Here is a 15,437-nt window from a genome sequence, read left to right on the forward strand (position 1 = left end):
TCAAGTTAAATTAGACTCGTCGGGTACAGCACTCTTGAAACCGCTTTTGCCTCAATCCCTACTCATCAGAGGAGCTAAGCATTTTCTTAGCACTACCCATGACAGTGGGGGCAATAACAGCTGCGGAGGAAACAATCAAAGCTGCGCCTGTGAGACAGTAAATGCAGATTTTCTTCTGCTTAAAGAACATTCTGTAGGTCATCTTCACCGCACCCATCGCATGTCCCATGGATACTGCTCCCAACAACAGATCAAACACTGGCTTTCTGCCCGACTTCTCGCTTCCCCCGGCTGTGGCCAAAGCCATTTTAACAGAGAACAGCAAGTTGCTAACTACGGCATCAGGTAACCCCATTTTAAAAGCCGCTTTGGAGGTATTGACGGCTAGGGTGTCAAACACCTCCGGGTACGGGATGTCGGGTAATCTCCTGACCACGCCTGACTGCAGTAAAGAGACTAGGTTAAAGTCTGCCATACCAATTGCTGACAGCAGCATCAGCTGTCTTCTTCTGTCCATACCCTCTGAGTGGTCTTTACGGAGTGCGTCTCTAATTTCAGCTGCTTTCATAGTTTTTAGTATTGTAGATCAAAGAAGTAAAATTACTTGTTCATCATGAGTCAGGCCTTCATTCTAAATCATTACCTCACCGAAGGGTAATACCTCAAGGCAAAGACTCTGACTCCATGAACTTAAATGTTTTAGCATACACTTAAATAAAGTTACGTAGCAAAGCTATATCTGTTTTAGATTCCTTTTCAGATACCCCGTATGTCTAAAGCAACAGTTATAATGATCTATAGCTTGTTTTAACACTCTACCATAAAATAAGACGATGCATGAACTCAGATAATAATACCGAACTCCACTGGCCTGCTATTCGAGACTTAGCTTTGATTGGTGACTGCAAAACGACAGCTGTTCTTACTACACAAGGAAACATTGTTTGGCATTGCCCTGGGCGGTTTGATAACCCTTCTTTATTTGCCTCTTTACTGGATGCAGGGAAAGGCGGGGCATGGCGCTTTTTACCCCTAAGCGCTGCCTATCAAAAGAGGAGCTATAAGGACAACTCAGCCGTGCTGCAAACCTACTTCAGCCGCCGCGAGAAGCAAATGGTCCTGACTGACTTCATGCCTGTCCAGCACAAAATAAAAGGCATTTGCAGAGTCCTCACTTCGGTTTTTGAGGATGTGGATTTCGTACTTGAGCCGGCTCCCCTTTATGGACAGGAAGAGCCGACGGTTGAGCTAAAGGATGACCATGCCATTATCAATTTAAAGTACAGGCTTTACAGCTCCCACAAAATAACTTTAGAGCGTGGAGCGCTTAGAGTAGCTGTCAAGAAAGAAGAGGAAGCATGGCTTGTGCTTTCCACGGATGAGTACTCCTTACTATCTCTGAAGGATATTCTGGAAGCAGAGCAGGCAACGCTTGCTTTCTGGGAGGAGCTAGCTTCCAACATTACCTACAAGGGCCCTTATCAGAAGCTGTTCTACGATTCCCTGCGGGCGCTTCGCTTATTAACGCACCAGGAATCCGGAGGCATTTTAGCGGCAGCCACCACTTCCCTGCCAGAGGTACTGGGAGGAAGCCGCAACTATGACTACCGCTATGTCTGGCTGCGCGACACTGCGATGATTGTTCGGGCACTAACCCGAGCGGATAGTAACGGCGAGGAAGGAAGCCGCTTTTTAGACTTTGTCTGCACTGCCCATCGGCATCAGGAGAAGAAGATGATTTTTCCATTTTATACTGTTGATAAAGAGAAGGCCCCAGCGGAAGAAAGCCTGAACCTGGAAGGCTACTATAACAGCCAACCTGTAAGGATAGGAAACGGGGCGAACAGCCAGCTGCAGCTGGATGCGAACGGCAACGTGCTTTTGGCTGCCCATGAGATTTATAAAAAGCAAGGCGAAAGGAAGCACTGGAAAGTTGTAAGCGAAATTGCTGACTTCCTCTCTGAAAATTGGGACAAAGAGGATTATGGCATCTGGGAGGAAGAAGAAAAAAGGCATTACACGTCCAGCAAGGTAATTGCAGCCCTTGGACTGGAAAGTGTGGCCACCTATGCAGATGAAGAACAGGCAAAGAAATGGAGGAATGCCGCCAAAGAAATACGACAGTTTGTAAAAGAGCATTGCATGACACCGAAGGGGGCTTATGCCGTGGCAGCCCGAGAGAAGGGCGTGGACGTGTCGGCGGCTTTGTTTCCGCTGTGGGGTTATGCAGCTGTGGATGCACCGGAAATGGTGGCCACTATAAAAGAACTGGAAGCCAATTACCAGCAAGGTAATCTGTTCCGACGTCACCTGCTTTGCTTTGATTCAAGGAAGGAGGGAATGTTTCTGGCAGGTTCTCTGTGGATGGCCCAGTGTTACATCAGGTTGGGGAAACGGGAACGTTTCCATGAGGTAATGGGTGCCGTGGAAGACTACATCAACGACCTGGGGCTTGCAGCGGAAGAGGCATTTTTGGATGGAGGCATGATGGCGGGCAACTTTCCCCAAGCTTTTGTGCACTCTTCGCTTATCTGCACTATTATCGACTATAAAAATTCTCTTTCCAACAGCGCTTCGTAACTTCTTGTGCCTGATCAACTCCAGCCTATAAAAGGAGTGACATTTATCACCTAAAATCCAAACTTATAATCGATGCTTGCGTTATTTAATTAACTGCTTTAAGCAATTAATTAAATAAGAAAGTATTATGATCACTTTAAAGGATGTATTCATAGGAGGAGTGGCTGGTGTAGTAGGCACTATGGCTATGCCCGTAGTAACTAAGCTTATGTACAGGCATGAATCGCAGGAAAAAAAAGACCTGGAAGAAAAGCTGCGGCCTGAGCCCCCTTTTAAAACCATGACAAAGAAAATTGTCCATGGAGTAAATGTCAACCCCTCTAAAGAGACCATGAGAACTCTGTCTATGGGCATGCACTGGGGCTATGGTATCGCCTGGGGTGTTCTTTATGGGGCCTTACGCAAAAAGTATCCAGTCCTCTCGAAGTTTGGGGGCGCCCTGTTCGGCACGCTGTTCTTCCTTATTGGCGATGAGTTAGTGAATACAGCTTTCAAAATCACCCCTCCCCCACAGAAGTTCCCGATTGATGCGCACGTGCGTGGGCTGATGGGACACCTAACCTTCACTGCCGCCGCGGAAGGAACATGCAAGTTGCTTCATAAAGTAGTCTGAGATGCAGGCAGGATGGTATAGAGACTAATCATTTAACCTGGTTACCTCTGGCCGATATAACAGGCCGTGGCTTGAACAGTTCTTAGTCTTGTCAAAGGACACTTCCTTTCCATACCCTGGTTCTTAAGGTAACCATCAACAGGAAATACTAAAAAGCTATGGAACGCACAGCATTTGCTATCATCGGCCTGGGAAAAATGGGCAAGAACCTCGCACTGAACGCCCTTGACAAAGGCTTTGAGGTTGTAGGCATTAATCGATCAAGCTTACCGGAGGAACTAGAAGGCAAAGACATAGCACACTTAAAAGATAAAAGTAAAATCACGGATTATCTTCAAAGAACACGTATTGTCTTTCTCTATTTACCGGCAGGACCAGTGGTTGATACAGTCATCGAAGACCTAAGCCAGGTACTCGAGCCGGGGGATGTAATAGTGGACGGAGGGAACTCCTACTGGGGTGATTCCCTCAGAAGAGCTGAATTTTTAAAAGCAAGGGGTATCCTCTTCTCCGATTGTGGCACAAGTGGAGGCGTAAGAGGAGCACGCTATGGAGCCAGCTTCATGTTTGGCGGAGAGCAGGAAGTAGCGGATATCATTATGCCTATCTTAAAGCGCCTTGCTGTTCCGGAAGGTGTAGTCCACACTGGGCCAAGTGGCTCTGGCCACTTTGTCAAACTGGTGCACAACGGAATAGAGTTTGGCATGATGCAGGCTATAGGCGAGGGTGTTGATTTGCTGGAGAACTTTCGGCATAAGCTAAACCTACCCTCTATTCTACATGCCTGGAACCACGGATCTGTTATTCGCTCCTGGCTCATTGAGCTGTTAGAAGAGCAACTAAGCGAGCAGAAGGGCATGGAAGGTATCCCTGGCTATATTGAAGATACCGGCGAGGTAAACTGGCTCGTCGATGATGCTATGCGCATGGAAGTGCCCGTGCCGGTTATATCTCAGTCTGTCATGCAGTTGTTTATATCGCGCGACAAAAATAAAACTTGGGCAAAAGCAATCGCCATGATGCGCCACGGTTTTGGTCAGCATCCTTTCGGACCAAATGAAGGAATAAAAAGAGGGCGAGGGAAAGATAGAATCTCGCCGTACCCTGGCAAATCATAAAGCAATCTTCTACTAAGCCCACTTTCCGCACCCTGTCTTATAACTATTTGATTTATAACTTCATGTTAAATCGTATGCTTTAATATTTATTTTTAAACCGCTCATTGTTAATATCTTACAATCAAGGTACGGAAAGTGGGTTAAGTATTTTAATTGAACCTTAAATTAGAAAGGAGACAAAAATGGAAGACAAACTAGAAGGAAATGAAATGAAGCAGAACTTCATAGAAAAGGCAGTGTCTAAGTTGGCAGGAGGAACTCACAGTGCTGACAGCCCAAAGGATATGGATATTCAGGTGGGGCGTGAATACGGCCGTACCCAATACAGCGAAGAGCCTGAAAGTATGTATGAAAAAAAGCGTCATACACGAAAGACTCTGAACGCGAGTGAATACTATGCTGTTACGCAAGGCTTCCTAAGAGAGTATGTCTGTATGGGACAGTGTAACCTTTACATTCAGACCTTAAAGAATCCAATGATAAAACAATCAATGGAAACCTACAGGCACGATGTATGTGAGCCTAACCTGACGGAGATGAAAAATATTCTGGAAGAGGGGGGGTATGAGTTGCCAGCGCCTTACAATGCTAAAACAGATGCAAAAACCGTGGAAGAATTGGGAAGCATAGAAACTGAGGCAATTGATGATAGAATGATTTTAGTCGGCCACATTTTTTCTGTGGAAGCTTTCATGAACCGCTGGAACAGGGGTGCAGCATTAAGCCACCGAGCTGAAGTCAGAGACGCTTTTATCAGAAATTATCACCGGGCCAACAGATGGCATTTGGCTGCCATTGTCATGGCTGAGAAGATGCAATTCATAGAGGCTCAACCAGAAATTATAAAATAGCCGTAAAGGCTCCCTCTCCTAAAAGAGGGGGCCTTTACCTAAGGTATCAACGATGGAAAATTCAAACAATAAAGGAAACAAAGCATTTATTTTATTTGGTGTCCTGCATCTCTTGTGCTGCGGTATTCCCCTTCTGTTGCTATCAGGCGTTTCGCTTGCATTTCTGACTCCCACCTGGCCTGTTGCGGGTGCAACACTGGCTGTAGTAGGCGTGATAGGTTTTATCTGGTACCTGAAGAGAGGGTGCCCTACTTGTCCAAGAAATGAAGGCGGATGCAATGGCAACTGTAAAATAAGAGATATGAATAAGAGCCAAGCTGCCACAAGTAGAGAAGTAAAATCCTGAACGACTGAAATCTTTGTGGGTTATTTGACCTGTAAAGGAAACAAAGGCTCTACTGTTTAAGAGTGAAGGAACAAGGCTGAACCGTAACAAAAGGCTTTCAATGGAAACATGCGCAAGATGCAAGGGGAAATTTCCTGGCCCCGGAGTAGAAAAAAACGGGGAGATTTATTGCTGCGACAAATGCGCGGGAGGACCCGGCAAAATGATGCTTAGAGTTGTTCCGGTGGTTTTAGGAGTTTTTGGACTGGGATTCTTCACCGGATATGTGACACAAAGAAAGTATCTCCAATAAACGCTTCTGCTCACGGCAGGCTAAGCGGATGGAGATCAGAGACATTCCGTTGAGGGTGCCAACCTAAATAAAACAATTCATCGGGGTTCCTTTACGTCTTAGACTGTTTCGATATTGCGCCAACTCAAGCCTTTATGAAGCGAGGCCGGTACTAATATGCTCTGGAGGAAAGGAAAATACATGACAGGTACAGTGAATGCTCCAAGGGATAGCAATGAATAAATTCAAGAAGACAAGATGAAGGAACAAAGCCTAACAGACAATATGGAATATCAACCGATAGAAGACCATGGAGCCATAGGGGATTTGAAAACGGTAGCACTTGTCGGTCTCAATGGCTCCATCGACTTCATGTGTTTACCCGATTTTGACTCGCCCTCCATTTTTGCCTCCTTATTAGACAAAGACAAAGGAGGGTACTTTCAGATTTGCCCTCACCTTCAGGGTATGAAGTTAAAACAATTGTATCTGCCAGACACCAATGTGCTCCTGACCAGGTTCTTATGTGAAGACGGTGTTGGAGAAATCACGGACTTTATGCCTGTAGGCGACCCGTCTGCAGGAAGTGTTCTAGTCCGAAGGCTCACAAATGTAAGGGGTGCGCTTACCTACAGGTTACACTGCCGCCCACGGTTTAATTATGCAAGATCAACCCACGAAGCAGAAGTAGTAAATGAGCAGGAGATCTTGTTTAGGAGCGCGGGAGAAGACGGAGTGGTCGTGCGCCTCAAAAGCACAGTTCCTTTAAAAGTATTAGAAGGAGACGGCTTTGCAGAATTCACACTAAGGACAGGAGAAGTTGCCGATTTTATTTTAGAAATCGCCAAACCAGATGAAGTAACGTTAAGTGGTGCAAAAGGCTACGTAGAACAGGGCTTGGCCGCAACCGTAAGCTACTGGAGAAGGTGGGTACGCAAGTCAACATACAGAGGCAGATGGCAGGAAGCAGTGAACCGGTCTGCTCTTGCTTTAAAACTTTTAACATCTCAAAAGTACGGTTCCGTGATCGCCGCCCCTACGTTCTCCTTGCCCGAGAAGATTGGGGGCGTTAGAAATTGGGATTACAGGTACACATGGGTACGGGATGCCTCCTTTACTGTTTACGCTTTGGTAAGGCTTGGCTTCAAAGAAGAGGCAGGGGCATTCATGAAGTGGGTGGAACAGCGGTGTGAAGACATCGGAGACGGAGGGGCTTTGGGCCTGATGTACACCATTGACGGCAGGAAAGAGCTGATAGAGGCGGAGCTGGCCCATTTAGAGGGGTACAGAAAGTCAGCACCTGTACGAATAGGCAACAATGCTTACGGGCAACTACAGCTGGATATTTACGGGGAGCTACTGGACTCCATCTACCTGTACAACAAGTATGGAGAACCCATCTCTCAGCATCTTTGGCGTGATGTTACCCGGCATGTTGATTGGCTCTGCGATAACTGGCAACAGGCGGATCATGGCATATGGGAGGTCAGGGGCGGCAAGAAGGAGTTCCTGTATTCCCGGCTCATGAGCTGGGTAGCGTTTGACAGAGCGATCAAAATTGCCGAATCCCGCTCCTTCCCCTTTCCTGAACAACGCTGGCAGGCAGAAAGAGACAAAATATACAACTCCATATTCAGTGAGTTCTGGGATCCTGAGATCGCCTCCTTTGTACAGTTCAAAGGCTCGAAAGCAGTGGATGCATCAATTCTATTGATGCCTATGGTCAAGTTCATCAGCCCAAAGGACCCGCTCTGGCTGTCCACGCTACGTTATATTGAGAAGGAGCTTGTCTCTGATTCCCTGGTATTCAGGTATCACCCGGAGAAGGCGGCGAGTGATGGCTTTGGTGGAAATGAAGGTACTTTTTCAATGACCAGCTTCTGGTATGTAGAAAATTTATCCAGAACCGGTGAACTACAGAAAGCAAGGCTCTATTTTGAGAAGATGCTTGGTTACGCCAATCATGTTGGCCTCTTTTCGGAACAGTTGGGACATTGTGGGGAACATTTAGGTAATTTCCCTCAGGCGTTCACTCACCTTGGATTAATCAGCGCAGCCTGCGACTTAAACAGGAAGCTCGATGCAGAGGTAGATAAAGGGGAATAAGAAGGCATGCAAGATGATAACAAAAGAAGGGTGCCAGGGTAGTTAGAGAAAAATTTCCATTAGCTGGTCAGAAACATGAAGAGTGGCTATTGCAGTAGCCTAAGGCTCGTGGGCGCATCTGTCAAGGGAGGTAATCTTCTTTTTACTCAAAGTTGATTTCAACTAAAAAAGCGGCATTTGATGGAATGGTTCTAATACATACTGTGTAGTGGTTCTATAGATCCGCTACAGCTATAGGCCTGTCAGAAGTTAGACATTTCTAATCTTTGGCAGGCATTCTTTTTTTTCCTGTATTTGCTGAGATTTCGTTCCCGGCTGTAATTCTGCTCACGTATCGGTTCTTTGGCGGGGTCATACTTTGCCTCTATGTCTTCCCACAGTGGGGTCAGAGCAGACTTTTCGGTGATAATATCCATAGGCGTTTTGCCCTTCAGGGAACTGTGGGAACGGTGCCAGTTGTAATGAAACTGCCATTCCTCCAGCCTGTCGTTCAGGCATGGATCCTTCAGATTAGCCGTCATGTAAAACTCCTGCAGGTCCGTCTGGTGGCTTCGCTCCACTTTGCCGTTCAGGTGGGGAGAGCGAGGTTTGATGGGCCTGAACTTGATGCCGTACTCCTGCAGTATCTCCTGAAAAGCGATGCCGAAGAACTCCCTGCCCCTGTCAGTTTGCACCCGCTGTATAGGAAATGGCATTTGCTCTACCACCCGCTCGAGAAAGTCCACAGTGTTTTTGGCTGTTCTCCTGGAATAAGTGTGCAGTACTCTGAAGCGGCTACAATCGTCAATAGCCGTATATTGGTAAATACCTGTATCAATCTTACAGACATCCATCTGTACCCTTTCTCCCGGAATATCTTTGGTGTAGCGCTTAAACTCTTTCTTCTTGCGGTATCGCTTGAGCAACTTCATATCGTACTTCTCAAGCATCCTGGCAACAGAAGAGGGGGAGATTTTGATCTGGTAATGCTGCAGAAGGTGTGAGCAGATCCTTATTTTGCCAAAGCGGCAGGTGTCCCTAATGTCCAGAATCAGGTTGATTACATCATCATCCCATTTTTGTCGGGCTAACCTATGAGGTCTTCTGGAACGGTCCGCCAGCCCTTCATCTGGCAGGCGCTTGAGCCACCGCTGCAGCGTGGAGCGGGCGATGCCGCAGCGAAGGGCAGCTTTGCTGACAGAGCCTAGCTGCTGGTAAACCCTTATCCAATCCTCTCTTGCTTTCTGCTTCTGCTCCTCTTTTTTCATAGCGACACAGGCAAAAAAAAGCTGTGGATTTATGGATAACTCTGTCGAGTTACCCACAAGTCCACAGCAGTAATAATAGTAATATCCTTAGATTAAATCAACAGGTAAAAATGTAGCGAATCTGTTGGACCTTCACACATACTGATAGGTGTTCATAAAAGGCAAATTTCTTATTTAAACTTACTGTCGTATGCTGGTTCTGCTCGGCTGTGAGTATTTCTTGGCTAAAGATAGGTATGTCTTTTTCATCTAAAACCAGGAGCTTTAAGTTCGCCGGAGCTAATCTTTCTACTAAGCGAATAGTTTTTATTTCTAAACTTCTTCGTTTGTTGTTTCCTTCGATTCGGAAGGATGAGTTAAAATGTGTAAGCTTTACAGTTTCCATTTTCCTTTATCAGGTGTTCTTATTCGCAGGTACAACTGTACCCGGCTGGATGAAACAGTACATCCAGGGTCCTTTACTGTCGTGAGAAGCCGGAGTCAGTTCCTGCCACACCATCGAATAGCTAGGCTCAGAACGCTGGAATATTAACTCTATCTCTAAATGTTGGCCAGGCTGTTGATAAGCAAAGAAAAAGCCGGTCTCCCTAAAGCCATGTGCCGACAGTTCCTCGAGAAACCTTATGTTCTTAGAAGCTTCAGCCCAGGAACCTTGATCAGGACTGCTTACGGCCATCACCTGTATACAAAATTGGCCTTTGCCTGCTCTTTCAAAAATATAGATATCAAGAATGGCTTCCTGGGAAACAGCTTCGTATGGCTCCAGCACAACGGCTGTTGCTTTCCGCTCAACCTGTACCCCATAGTTCTCTAGGGACAGAGCTCCATCTAAATAGGAAACCAGCTCATGCCTTAATCCGGCTGTATTGTACAGCTCCACATGGAGAAGGGTCCTGAATTCAGAAACAAAATCTTTGATAAGGGGTTCTAAAAGCATATGGTTAATTGGCAAGACGGAAAATATGTATGGCAGTAATAGAAAGGTAGAGGTTTAAAAGCTTAGGAATCACCTAAAAAGGTTAGGGCCTGGGCAGGGCACAGGGTTAACGGATAATAGGAGAGTTTTGCCTTTCTTAGCCCTTCAATTCCTAAATCCTCTTCCCTGTTTATGTATTGATACCCCCTTGCAAAAATATATTTAGCTGTTTCCCTATTGATCATTTGATATAAGCCTTTGTATTCCCTTATTGCTTTTTCAAAATGAACGACACAGGTCGTGGGATTCAGGTTTTCGAACAGGGAAAAGGCTACAGGATCCTGATCTATCCTTACTAGAATCCCATGCTGCTCCAATAGTGTGAAATGGTTTAAAACAAATTCTAAAACCTTGAGTTCCTGTCCAAGAAAAGAGTTTGTATCTGCTTTGTCCGGAGTATATACCTTTTGTAAAACCTCAAAGCAGCCCGATACATTTTCCTGGGAAACTGATTCGCTGGTCCAATTGTACTTGTTCTCAAACTGATAGAGCAGATTACGCTTAGGCTGATAGCGTTTGCCTTCTAACTTGGCCAGATCTTCAGCCGAGTAAATGTAATTGTCCATATCCCGGTATTCAGTCCGCTCAAAATGAGAAATAAACTCTGGGTACCTTTTTATGAAAGATTCAGAAACACCATATATTTTCAATTTGTAGCTGAGCGTTGCAGCATACCGGAGAATCTCCTGCTGCAGTTCAGAGCCAAATTCTCCAACGGGTTGTAACAGATGCTCTTGCTTGTCTTCCGGGGTTATAAACTTTATCAGGAGGGTCTGACCAGAAACAGTCCATTGATAATGATAGACCGTTTCCCAGGAAACAAGGCTGGAAAAAGTGAAAGCTGAAAGGCAAAAGGAAGAATATTCGCGCAAAAGAGCTTTGATCTCTTCTTTATCTTCCATTGTCACCTTTTTGAAGTCTTTGTTCACCATTGTGTTAAATTCATAGGGATCGTGAAGGCCTGGAGCGTCTCTTCGGCATGGGCAGGCTCCTTAGGAAACAAGCCGAAGAAAATGCCTGCACGTTGCTCGAATGGTTCATACTGTTCTATCAAGTGGTGGCTACTACAGGGGCACGGTTTATTTTTGTTTACCATTACGCAGCGCAGCAGCTCAATTTCGATACATCCATTGTAAAGGACAAAGCAGCCAGTTTGATACCCTCACTTAATGTCAGGTAAGGGTGAAATGTGGCGATCAAGTCATGTACAGGGATGTTATACCTGATGGCAAGGCCTACTTCTACCGAAAGCTCACTTCCCTCTGGAGCCAGAATTCTTGCCCCTAACAGCAGGTTCGTTTCCGGGTTTCTGATCAGCTTTATAAAGCCTCTGGTATCCAGGGCAGCGATGCTTCTTGGGACTTCAGTAAGTGGAAGAACGGTCACTTGGTAAGGAATGCCCCTCAGCTCTGCCTCTCTTTCGTCCATGCCTACCCCAGCTACTTGCGGGTCAGTGAACACCACCCAGGAAAGCCCATTGAAATTCACTTCCTGTTTTGGCTGATAAAAAGCGTTCTGCAGGGCGAGCCCTCCTTCATAAGCTGCTGTATAGACAAAGGCGGGCAGGCTGGTAACGTCCCCAACAGCAAAAACATCCGGGTTAGAAGTTTGCAGGTAAGCATCCACGAGCACGTGTCCCCTTTCATCCACTGTTACTCCTACTTTGTCCAGGGCTAACTCTTCTGTATTTGCTTTTGTGCCTGTCGCCACTAAGAGGTGAGAGGCTTCAATGGTAGGTGTGGCGCCTGCCCTTTCATATGCCACTTTTATGCTGTCGCCTTCCTGCCAGATCCTGTTTATTGTGCTGCCTGTCAGGAACTGGATACCGTCCTCCTCCATGTATCTTCTTAACTCGCTGGTAAGGTCCTCGGCCTCTTTTGAAAGGATGTTCTCTGAGCGCTGCAATATGATAACCCTTGTTCCCAGGCGGCTGTAAGCCTGGGCGATTTCCAAGCCAATATAGCCAGCACCCAGAATGATCATGGACTCGGGCTGCTCTTCCATGTCAAAGAGCGTTTCGTTAGTCAAGGACGGGACTGCGTCCAGTCCTTCAATAGGTGGGATATAGGTTGTTGCGCCGGTAGCTATAATTACTTTAAGCGCCCCGTATTGTTCACCGTCAACTTCAATGGTGCGTTCGCCTACAAAGGCTGCGAAGCCTTCTATGATCTTCACATAAGGCAGCTCCTTTAGTATATCGATGTATTTGCGCTGCTGCATGTCTGCAACCAGTTCCTTTTTCTGGCGAATTATCTCTTTGAAGTCCACCTTCGGCTGCTGGGGCATTACCCCTCTGAAAGAGGAATAGGAGGCTTTGTGAACAGCCTCTCCCGCTCTTATCAAAAACTTAGAGGGCACACAACCCACGTTCACGCATGTTCCTCCAACTGGGAGACCGCCATTTACAATTAAGGTTTTGATCTCCTGGTCATTGGCTTTGATCGCTGCTGCAAAGGCTGCAGAGCCACCACCTATAATAATTAACTCATACTTATTCTCCGGAGAAACATTAAAGCTTGCCATAGTTAAACACATTAGTAGTCAGGTATTCTATATTTATTCAGCTGTTGCTTTTCTTTATTTTGATTCTATAACCGCACCTTAATTTTACATAATCTTTTCAATCATGTCAGGAAGCCCGGCTTCAGAAGCTTTCATTGAAGGCCAGTAGAGGCATCCCCCAGGGGCACCCAGGCCCTTGACCCACACATTCTTCACACTCAATTCTTGCCCTGCCTGCCCCTCTTATCTTTACCCGAATCGGTGGCCGGCTTCCGCAGAGCGTACCATACCAGGCCTGTCATGCCGACGAGAGTGGCTACCGTTATAATGACTGCCCAGGGTAAAATTAGAGAAGTAACTGAGTGACCCATTAGCATGAGCACAACCGGCAATCCGCAGCAAAGAAGATGCAGAAGGCCGAAAAACATAACAGCTCCCCAGCCTAACCTATTTTCTGACTTCATGGAAAAAGGCTTACACAGGCATTAGAATATGTATTTGGGGTAAAGGGCAACAACTAAACAGGAGGCAGCTAAAAGGCTGCCCCCTGTTTAGTTGTTGCCTTATTTTGACGGGTTGCTGGAAGCAATCACATTGTCATTCTTGTCCTTGACATTCAGTTTACTCCCGTCATGCTCAACGCAGCAGAAGTAATGGCCCTGGGCATCACTGACATTCAGCCTATTGCCTGCTTGCTCTGTGCTGAACAGCACTTTGCCGGACTGATCCTTGATTTCGTTTTTCATAGCTCTTTGGTTAAGTGTTTAAATACTTGCTTAAATTGTTTTACGACTCGATGCCCTAATGGTTGGCTATATAAGCTCAGATTCATTCTTAGGCTACTTATGATCACAACCTAAACAATAGCACTGATCGCAGGATATGTTCCTCTCCATTGTAGTTCCTGCCGTGTTAATCAAATAGTCTTTCTTTGAGGTGAAGGGAGTGATAACCTTTTAAAGGAAAAGGCGTTGAAAATAACAATTGTAAATTAATTAATTAAGTACTTAAATATAGTAGTCGTTAAATAAAATAGTATGGCGGAATTTGATGTAATCGTAATCGGCACTGGATCAGGAGGCACATCTGTTGCTAGTAAATGTGCTTCGGCGGGGAAAAAAGTAGCCGTCATTGATTCACTCCCTTTCGGCGGCACATGTGCCCTGCGAGGCTGTGACCCTAAAAAAGTCCTGGTGGGCATTACCCACGCCCTTGACCTTTCCGAGAGACTGCGCCATAAAGGTGTTAAAACCCCTGCCTCGCTCTCCTGGGAAGATATGATGCGGTTCAAGCGCACCTTCACCGAGCCCGTACCTTCAAGAAAGGAGAAAAGCCTACATAAGAAAGACATTACTACCTACCATGGCCGGGCCCGCTTTACATCGGAAAATACCCTCGAGATAAACGGGGAAACCCTGCGGGCAGACAAGTTTGTGCTGGCCAATGGGGCAAAGCCTATGAAGCTGTCTATTCCCGGCGAAGAGCTGGTGATAGACAGCACAGACTTCTTGGACCTGGAGGAGCTTCCGGATGACATATTGCTGATTGGTGGGGGCTACATCGCCTTTGAGTTCGGACACCTGGCCGCCAGGATGGGGGCAAAGGTAAAGATCATACAGCGCGGTGAACGGCCCCTGAAAAACTTTGATGCGGATCTGGTAAATAACCTTGTAAAGGCTACCCAGGAATTGGGGGTTGAGGTTATTCTGAATACAGAGGTAAAAGGGATAGCCAAGGAAAACGGGAAACTTATTGTACGTGCAACATCTGCCGGCAAGGAAATAAGCTTTTCTACTTCGCTAGCTGTACACGCGGCAGGTAGGGTTGCTGATATAGAGGATTTACAGTTGGAAAAGGTCAATGTCTCCCATGGCAGAAGAGGCGTAAAAGTCAACGAGTACATGCAGAGCGTCTCCAACCCCAATGTCTATGCCAGCGGGGATGTCAACGACAAAGGTTTGCCGTTGACCCCTGTTGCCGGCAAGGAGGGCCTTGTTGCAGCCAGTAACCTGCTGAAAGGGAACCATAAGAAAATCGAGTATGGCCATATTCCTTCCAATGTGTTCACCATTCCTGCCCTGGCTGCTGTGGGGCTTACAGAACAGGAGGCGCAAAGGCAGGGACTGAACTATAAAGTTAAAACCGAGGAAACAACCGGGTGGTTTTCGTCCAGGCGCCTTAATGAGCCCATCTCGGCTTACAAGGTTCTCCTGGACAAGGAAACAGACCAGATCCTTGGCGCGCATCTACTGGGCCCACATGCTGAAGAGGTGATCAACATTTTTGCAGTGGCCATGAATGCTAAGGTGAAAGGAAGTGAGCTGAAAAAAATGATTTTCTCTTATCCAACTAATGCTTCGGACATTGTATACATGGTTTAATTAGATGCTGAGCAGAGGATCTGCAGCAGCACATGTGGTTCTTCCGGCTTTTTAGCGCAAACTAAGAAATTACAAGTTTGCCAAATAATTAATTGTTTGATTTTCAATTGGTTATGCAACGACATGTGGTTAAATCTGACTTTTATCGCTAAAAAGCCGGAAGAACCCACATGTTACTATACTTAACTCAAAGAAATGAATATGAACGATATGATGGAAAACTGCTGTGGCGACATGGGCATCTTTATGTGGATATGGATGATCCTATTTTTGGTTATTGCAATACTCCTTATTGCCTGGCTGTTTAAGCAGATCAAAAAGAGGTAAATGTCATGCCATGGGTGTCTTTATGCAGGATCGGCGCCACAATGAAAAGGAATGATTCCTTGCCGGCACAGAACCCAGGAGGAACATCAGTCTGAGGGAAAACAGAAATTAAGCATGCA

Annotated in this window: 14 protein-coding genes; 7 read left to right on the plus strand and 7 right to left on the minus strand. The window is 46.1% G+C overall.

What is annotated here, in order from left to right:
- Positions 1-58 precede the first annotated feature (58 nt).
- Complete coding sequence (locus tag MKJ04_RS14295; protein WP_241642323.1) at positions 59-568, minus strand: vitamin K epoxide reductase family protein; 510 nt, start codon at positions 566-568, stop codon at positions 59-61.
- A 269-nt stretch (positions 569-837) separates the two neighbouring features.
- On the opposite strand from MKJ04_RS14295, the gene MKJ04_RS14300 reads away from it, so the two are divergent.
- The 6 genes from MKJ04_RS14300 (at position 838) to MKJ04_RS14325 (ending at position 7,885) form a co-directional block, all read left to right on the plus strand.
- Positions 838-2,580 (plus strand): glycoside hydrolase family 15 protein, encoded by a 1,743-nt coding sequence (locus MKJ04_RS14300; RefSeq protein WP_241642324.1) that lies wholly within the window; start codon positions 838-840, stop codon positions 2,578-2,580.
- A 127-nt stretch (positions 2,581-2,707) separates the two neighbouring features.
- Positions 2,708-3,193 carry a DUF1440 domain-containing protein gene (locus tag MKJ04_RS14305; RefSeq protein WP_241642325.1) on the plus strand — a complete coding sequence of 162 codons (486 nt, stop codon included), beginning with the start codon at positions 2,708-2,710 and terminating at the stop codon, positions 3,191-3,193.
- Positions 3,194-3,351: 158 nt separating this feature from the next.
- Positions 3,352-4,311 (plus strand): NADP(+)-dependent, decarboxylating phosphogluconate dehydrogenase, encoded by a 960-nt coding sequence (locus tag MKJ04_RS14310; RefSeq protein WP_241642326.1) that lies wholly within the window; start codon positions 3,352-3,354, stop codon positions 4,309-4,311.
- Positions 4,312-4,493: 182 nt separating this feature from the next.
- Positions 4,494-5,162: a hypothetical protein gene (locus tag MKJ04_RS14315; RefSeq protein WP_241642327.1), complete on the plus strand. Its 669-nt coding sequence runs from the start codon at positions 4,494-4,496 to the stop codon at positions 5,160-5,162.
- Positions 5,163-5,214: 52 nt separating this feature from the next.
- Complete coding sequence (locus MKJ04_RS14320) at positions 5,215-5,508, plus strand: hypothetical protein (protein WP_241642328.1); 294 nt, start codon at positions 5,215-5,217, stop codon at positions 5,506-5,508.
- A gap of 529 nt (positions 5,509-6,037) precedes the next feature.
- Positions 6,038-7,885, plus strand: a complete 1,848-nt coding sequence (locus MKJ04_RS14325) for a glycoside hydrolase family 15 protein (protein ID WP_241642329.1) — start codon at positions 6,038-6,040, stop codon at positions 7,883-7,885.
- A 242-nt stretch (positions 7,886-8,127) separates the two neighbouring features.
- Here the strand turns inward: MKJ04_RS14325 and MKJ04_RS14330 are convergent, their stop codons facing one another.
- The 6 genes from MKJ04_RS14330 to MKJ04_RS14355 form a co-directional block, all read right to left on the minus strand.
- On the minus strand, positions 8,128-9,132 hold the full coding sequence (locus MKJ04_RS14330) for an IS481 family transposase (RefSeq protein ID WP_241642330.1): 1,005 nt from the start codon (positions 9,130-9,132) through the stop codon (positions 8,128-8,130).
- A gap of 97 nt (positions 9,133-9,229) precedes the next feature.
- Positions 9,230-9,517, minus strand: a complete 288-nt coding sequence (locus tag MKJ04_RS14335) for a hypothetical protein (RefSeq protein ID WP_241642331.1) — start codon at positions 9,515-9,517, stop codon at positions 9,230-9,232.
- 9 nt (positions 9,518-9,526) lie between these two features.
- Positions 9,527-10,069, minus strand: coding sequence for a hypothetical protein (locus MKJ04_RS14340; RefSeq protein ID WP_241642332.1), 543 nt, complete (start codon positions 10,067-10,069; stop codon positions 9,527-9,529).
- Between the two features lie 62 nt (positions 10,070-10,131).
- A complete protein-coding gene (locus MKJ04_RS14345; protein ID WP_241642333.1) occupies positions 10,132-11,040 on the minus strand; it encodes a DUF2156 domain-containing protein in 909 nt (302 codons plus the stop codon).
- A gap of 163 nt (positions 11,041-11,203) precedes the next feature.
- Positions 11,204-12,631, minus strand: a complete 1,428-nt coding sequence (gene merA / locus MKJ04_RS14350) for a mercury(II) reductase (RefSeq protein ID WP_241642334.1) — start codon at positions 12,629-12,631, stop codon at positions 11,204-11,206.
- 542 nt (positions 12,632-13,173) lie between these two features.
- On the minus strand, positions 13,174-13,356 hold the full coding sequence (locus tag MKJ04_RS14355; protein WP_241642335.1) for a hypothetical protein: 183 nt from the start codon (positions 13,354-13,356) through the stop codon (positions 13,174-13,176).
- Positions 13,357-13,647: 291 nt separating this feature from the next.
- Here MKJ04_RS14355 and MKJ04_RS14360 point away from each other — a divergent pair, with 291 nt between their 5' ends.
- Positions 13,648-14,991 carry a dihydrolipoyl dehydrogenase family protein gene (locus MKJ04_RS14360; protein WP_241642336.1) on the plus strand — a complete coding sequence of 448 codons (1,344 nt, stop codon included), beginning with the start codon at positions 13,648-13,650 and terminating at the stop codon, positions 14,989-14,991.
- The last annotated feature ends 446 nt before the right edge of the window (positions 14,992-15,437 follow it).

The sequence above is a fragment of the Pontibacter sp. E15-1 genome, from assembly GCF_022601975.1.
Classification (GTDB): domain Bacteria; phylum Bacteroidota; class Bacteroidia; order Cytophagales; family Hymenobacteraceae; genus Pontibacter.

What these genes read in the sequence shown, in the direction of transcription:
- MKJ04_RS14295 (WP_241642323.1), bottom strand. Translation starts at nt 568, where the DNA reads ATGAAAGCAGCTGAAATTAGAGACGCACTCCGTAAAGACCACTCAGAG.
- MKJ04_RS14300 (WP_241642324.1), top strand. Translation starts at nt 838, where the DNA reads ATGAACTCAGATAATAATACCGAACTCCACTGGCCTGCTATTCGAGAC.
- MKJ04_RS14305 (WP_241642325.1), top strand. Translation starts at nt 2,708, where the DNA reads ATGATCACTTTAAAGGATGTATTCATAGGAGGAGTGGCTGGTGTAGTA.
- MKJ04_RS14310 (WP_241642326.1), top strand. Translation starts at nt 3,352, where the DNA reads ATGGAACGCACAGCATTTGCTATCATCGGCCTGGGAAAAATGGGCAAG.
- MKJ04_RS14315 (WP_241642327.1), top strand. Translation starts at nt 4,494, where the DNA reads ATGGAAGACAAACTAGAAGGAAATGAAATGAAGCAGAACTTCATAGAA.
- MKJ04_RS14320 (WP_241642328.1), top strand. Translation starts at nt 5,215, where the DNA reads ATGGAAAATTCAAACAATAAAGGAAACAAAGCATTTATTTTATTTGGT.
- MKJ04_RS14325 (WP_241642329.1), top strand. Translation starts at nt 6,038, where the DNA reads ATGAAGGAACAAAGCCTAACAGACAATATGGAATATCAACCGATAGAA.
- MKJ04_RS14330 (WP_241642330.1), bottom strand. Translation starts at nt 9,132, where the DNA reads ATGAAAAAAGAGGAGCAGAAGCAGAAAGCAAGAGAGGATTGGATAAGG.
- MKJ04_RS14335 (WP_241642331.1), bottom strand. Translation starts at nt 9,517, where the DNA reads ATGGAAACTGTAAAGCTTACACATTTTAACTCATCCTTCCGAATCGAA.
- MKJ04_RS14340 (WP_241642332.1), bottom strand. Translation starts at nt 10,069, where the DNA reads ATGCTTTTAGAACCCCTTATCAAAGATTTTGTTTCTGAATTCAGGACC.
- MKJ04_RS14345 (WP_241642333.1), bottom strand. Translation starts at nt 11,040, where the DNA reads ATGGTGAACAAAGACTTCAAAAAGGTGACAATGGAAGATAAAGAAGAG.
- merA (WP_241642334.1), bottom strand. Translation starts at nt 12,631, where the DNA reads ATGGCAAGCTTTAATGTTTCTCCGGAGAATAAGTATGAGTTAATTATT.
- MKJ04_RS14355 (WP_241642335.1), bottom strand. Translation starts at nt 13,356, where the DNA reads ATGAAAAACGAAATCAAGGATCAGTCCGGCAAAGTGCTGTTCAGCACA.
- MKJ04_RS14360 (WP_241642336.1), top strand. Translation starts at nt 13,648, where the DNA reads ATGGCGGAATTTGATGTAATCGTAATCGGCACTGGATCAGGAGGCACA.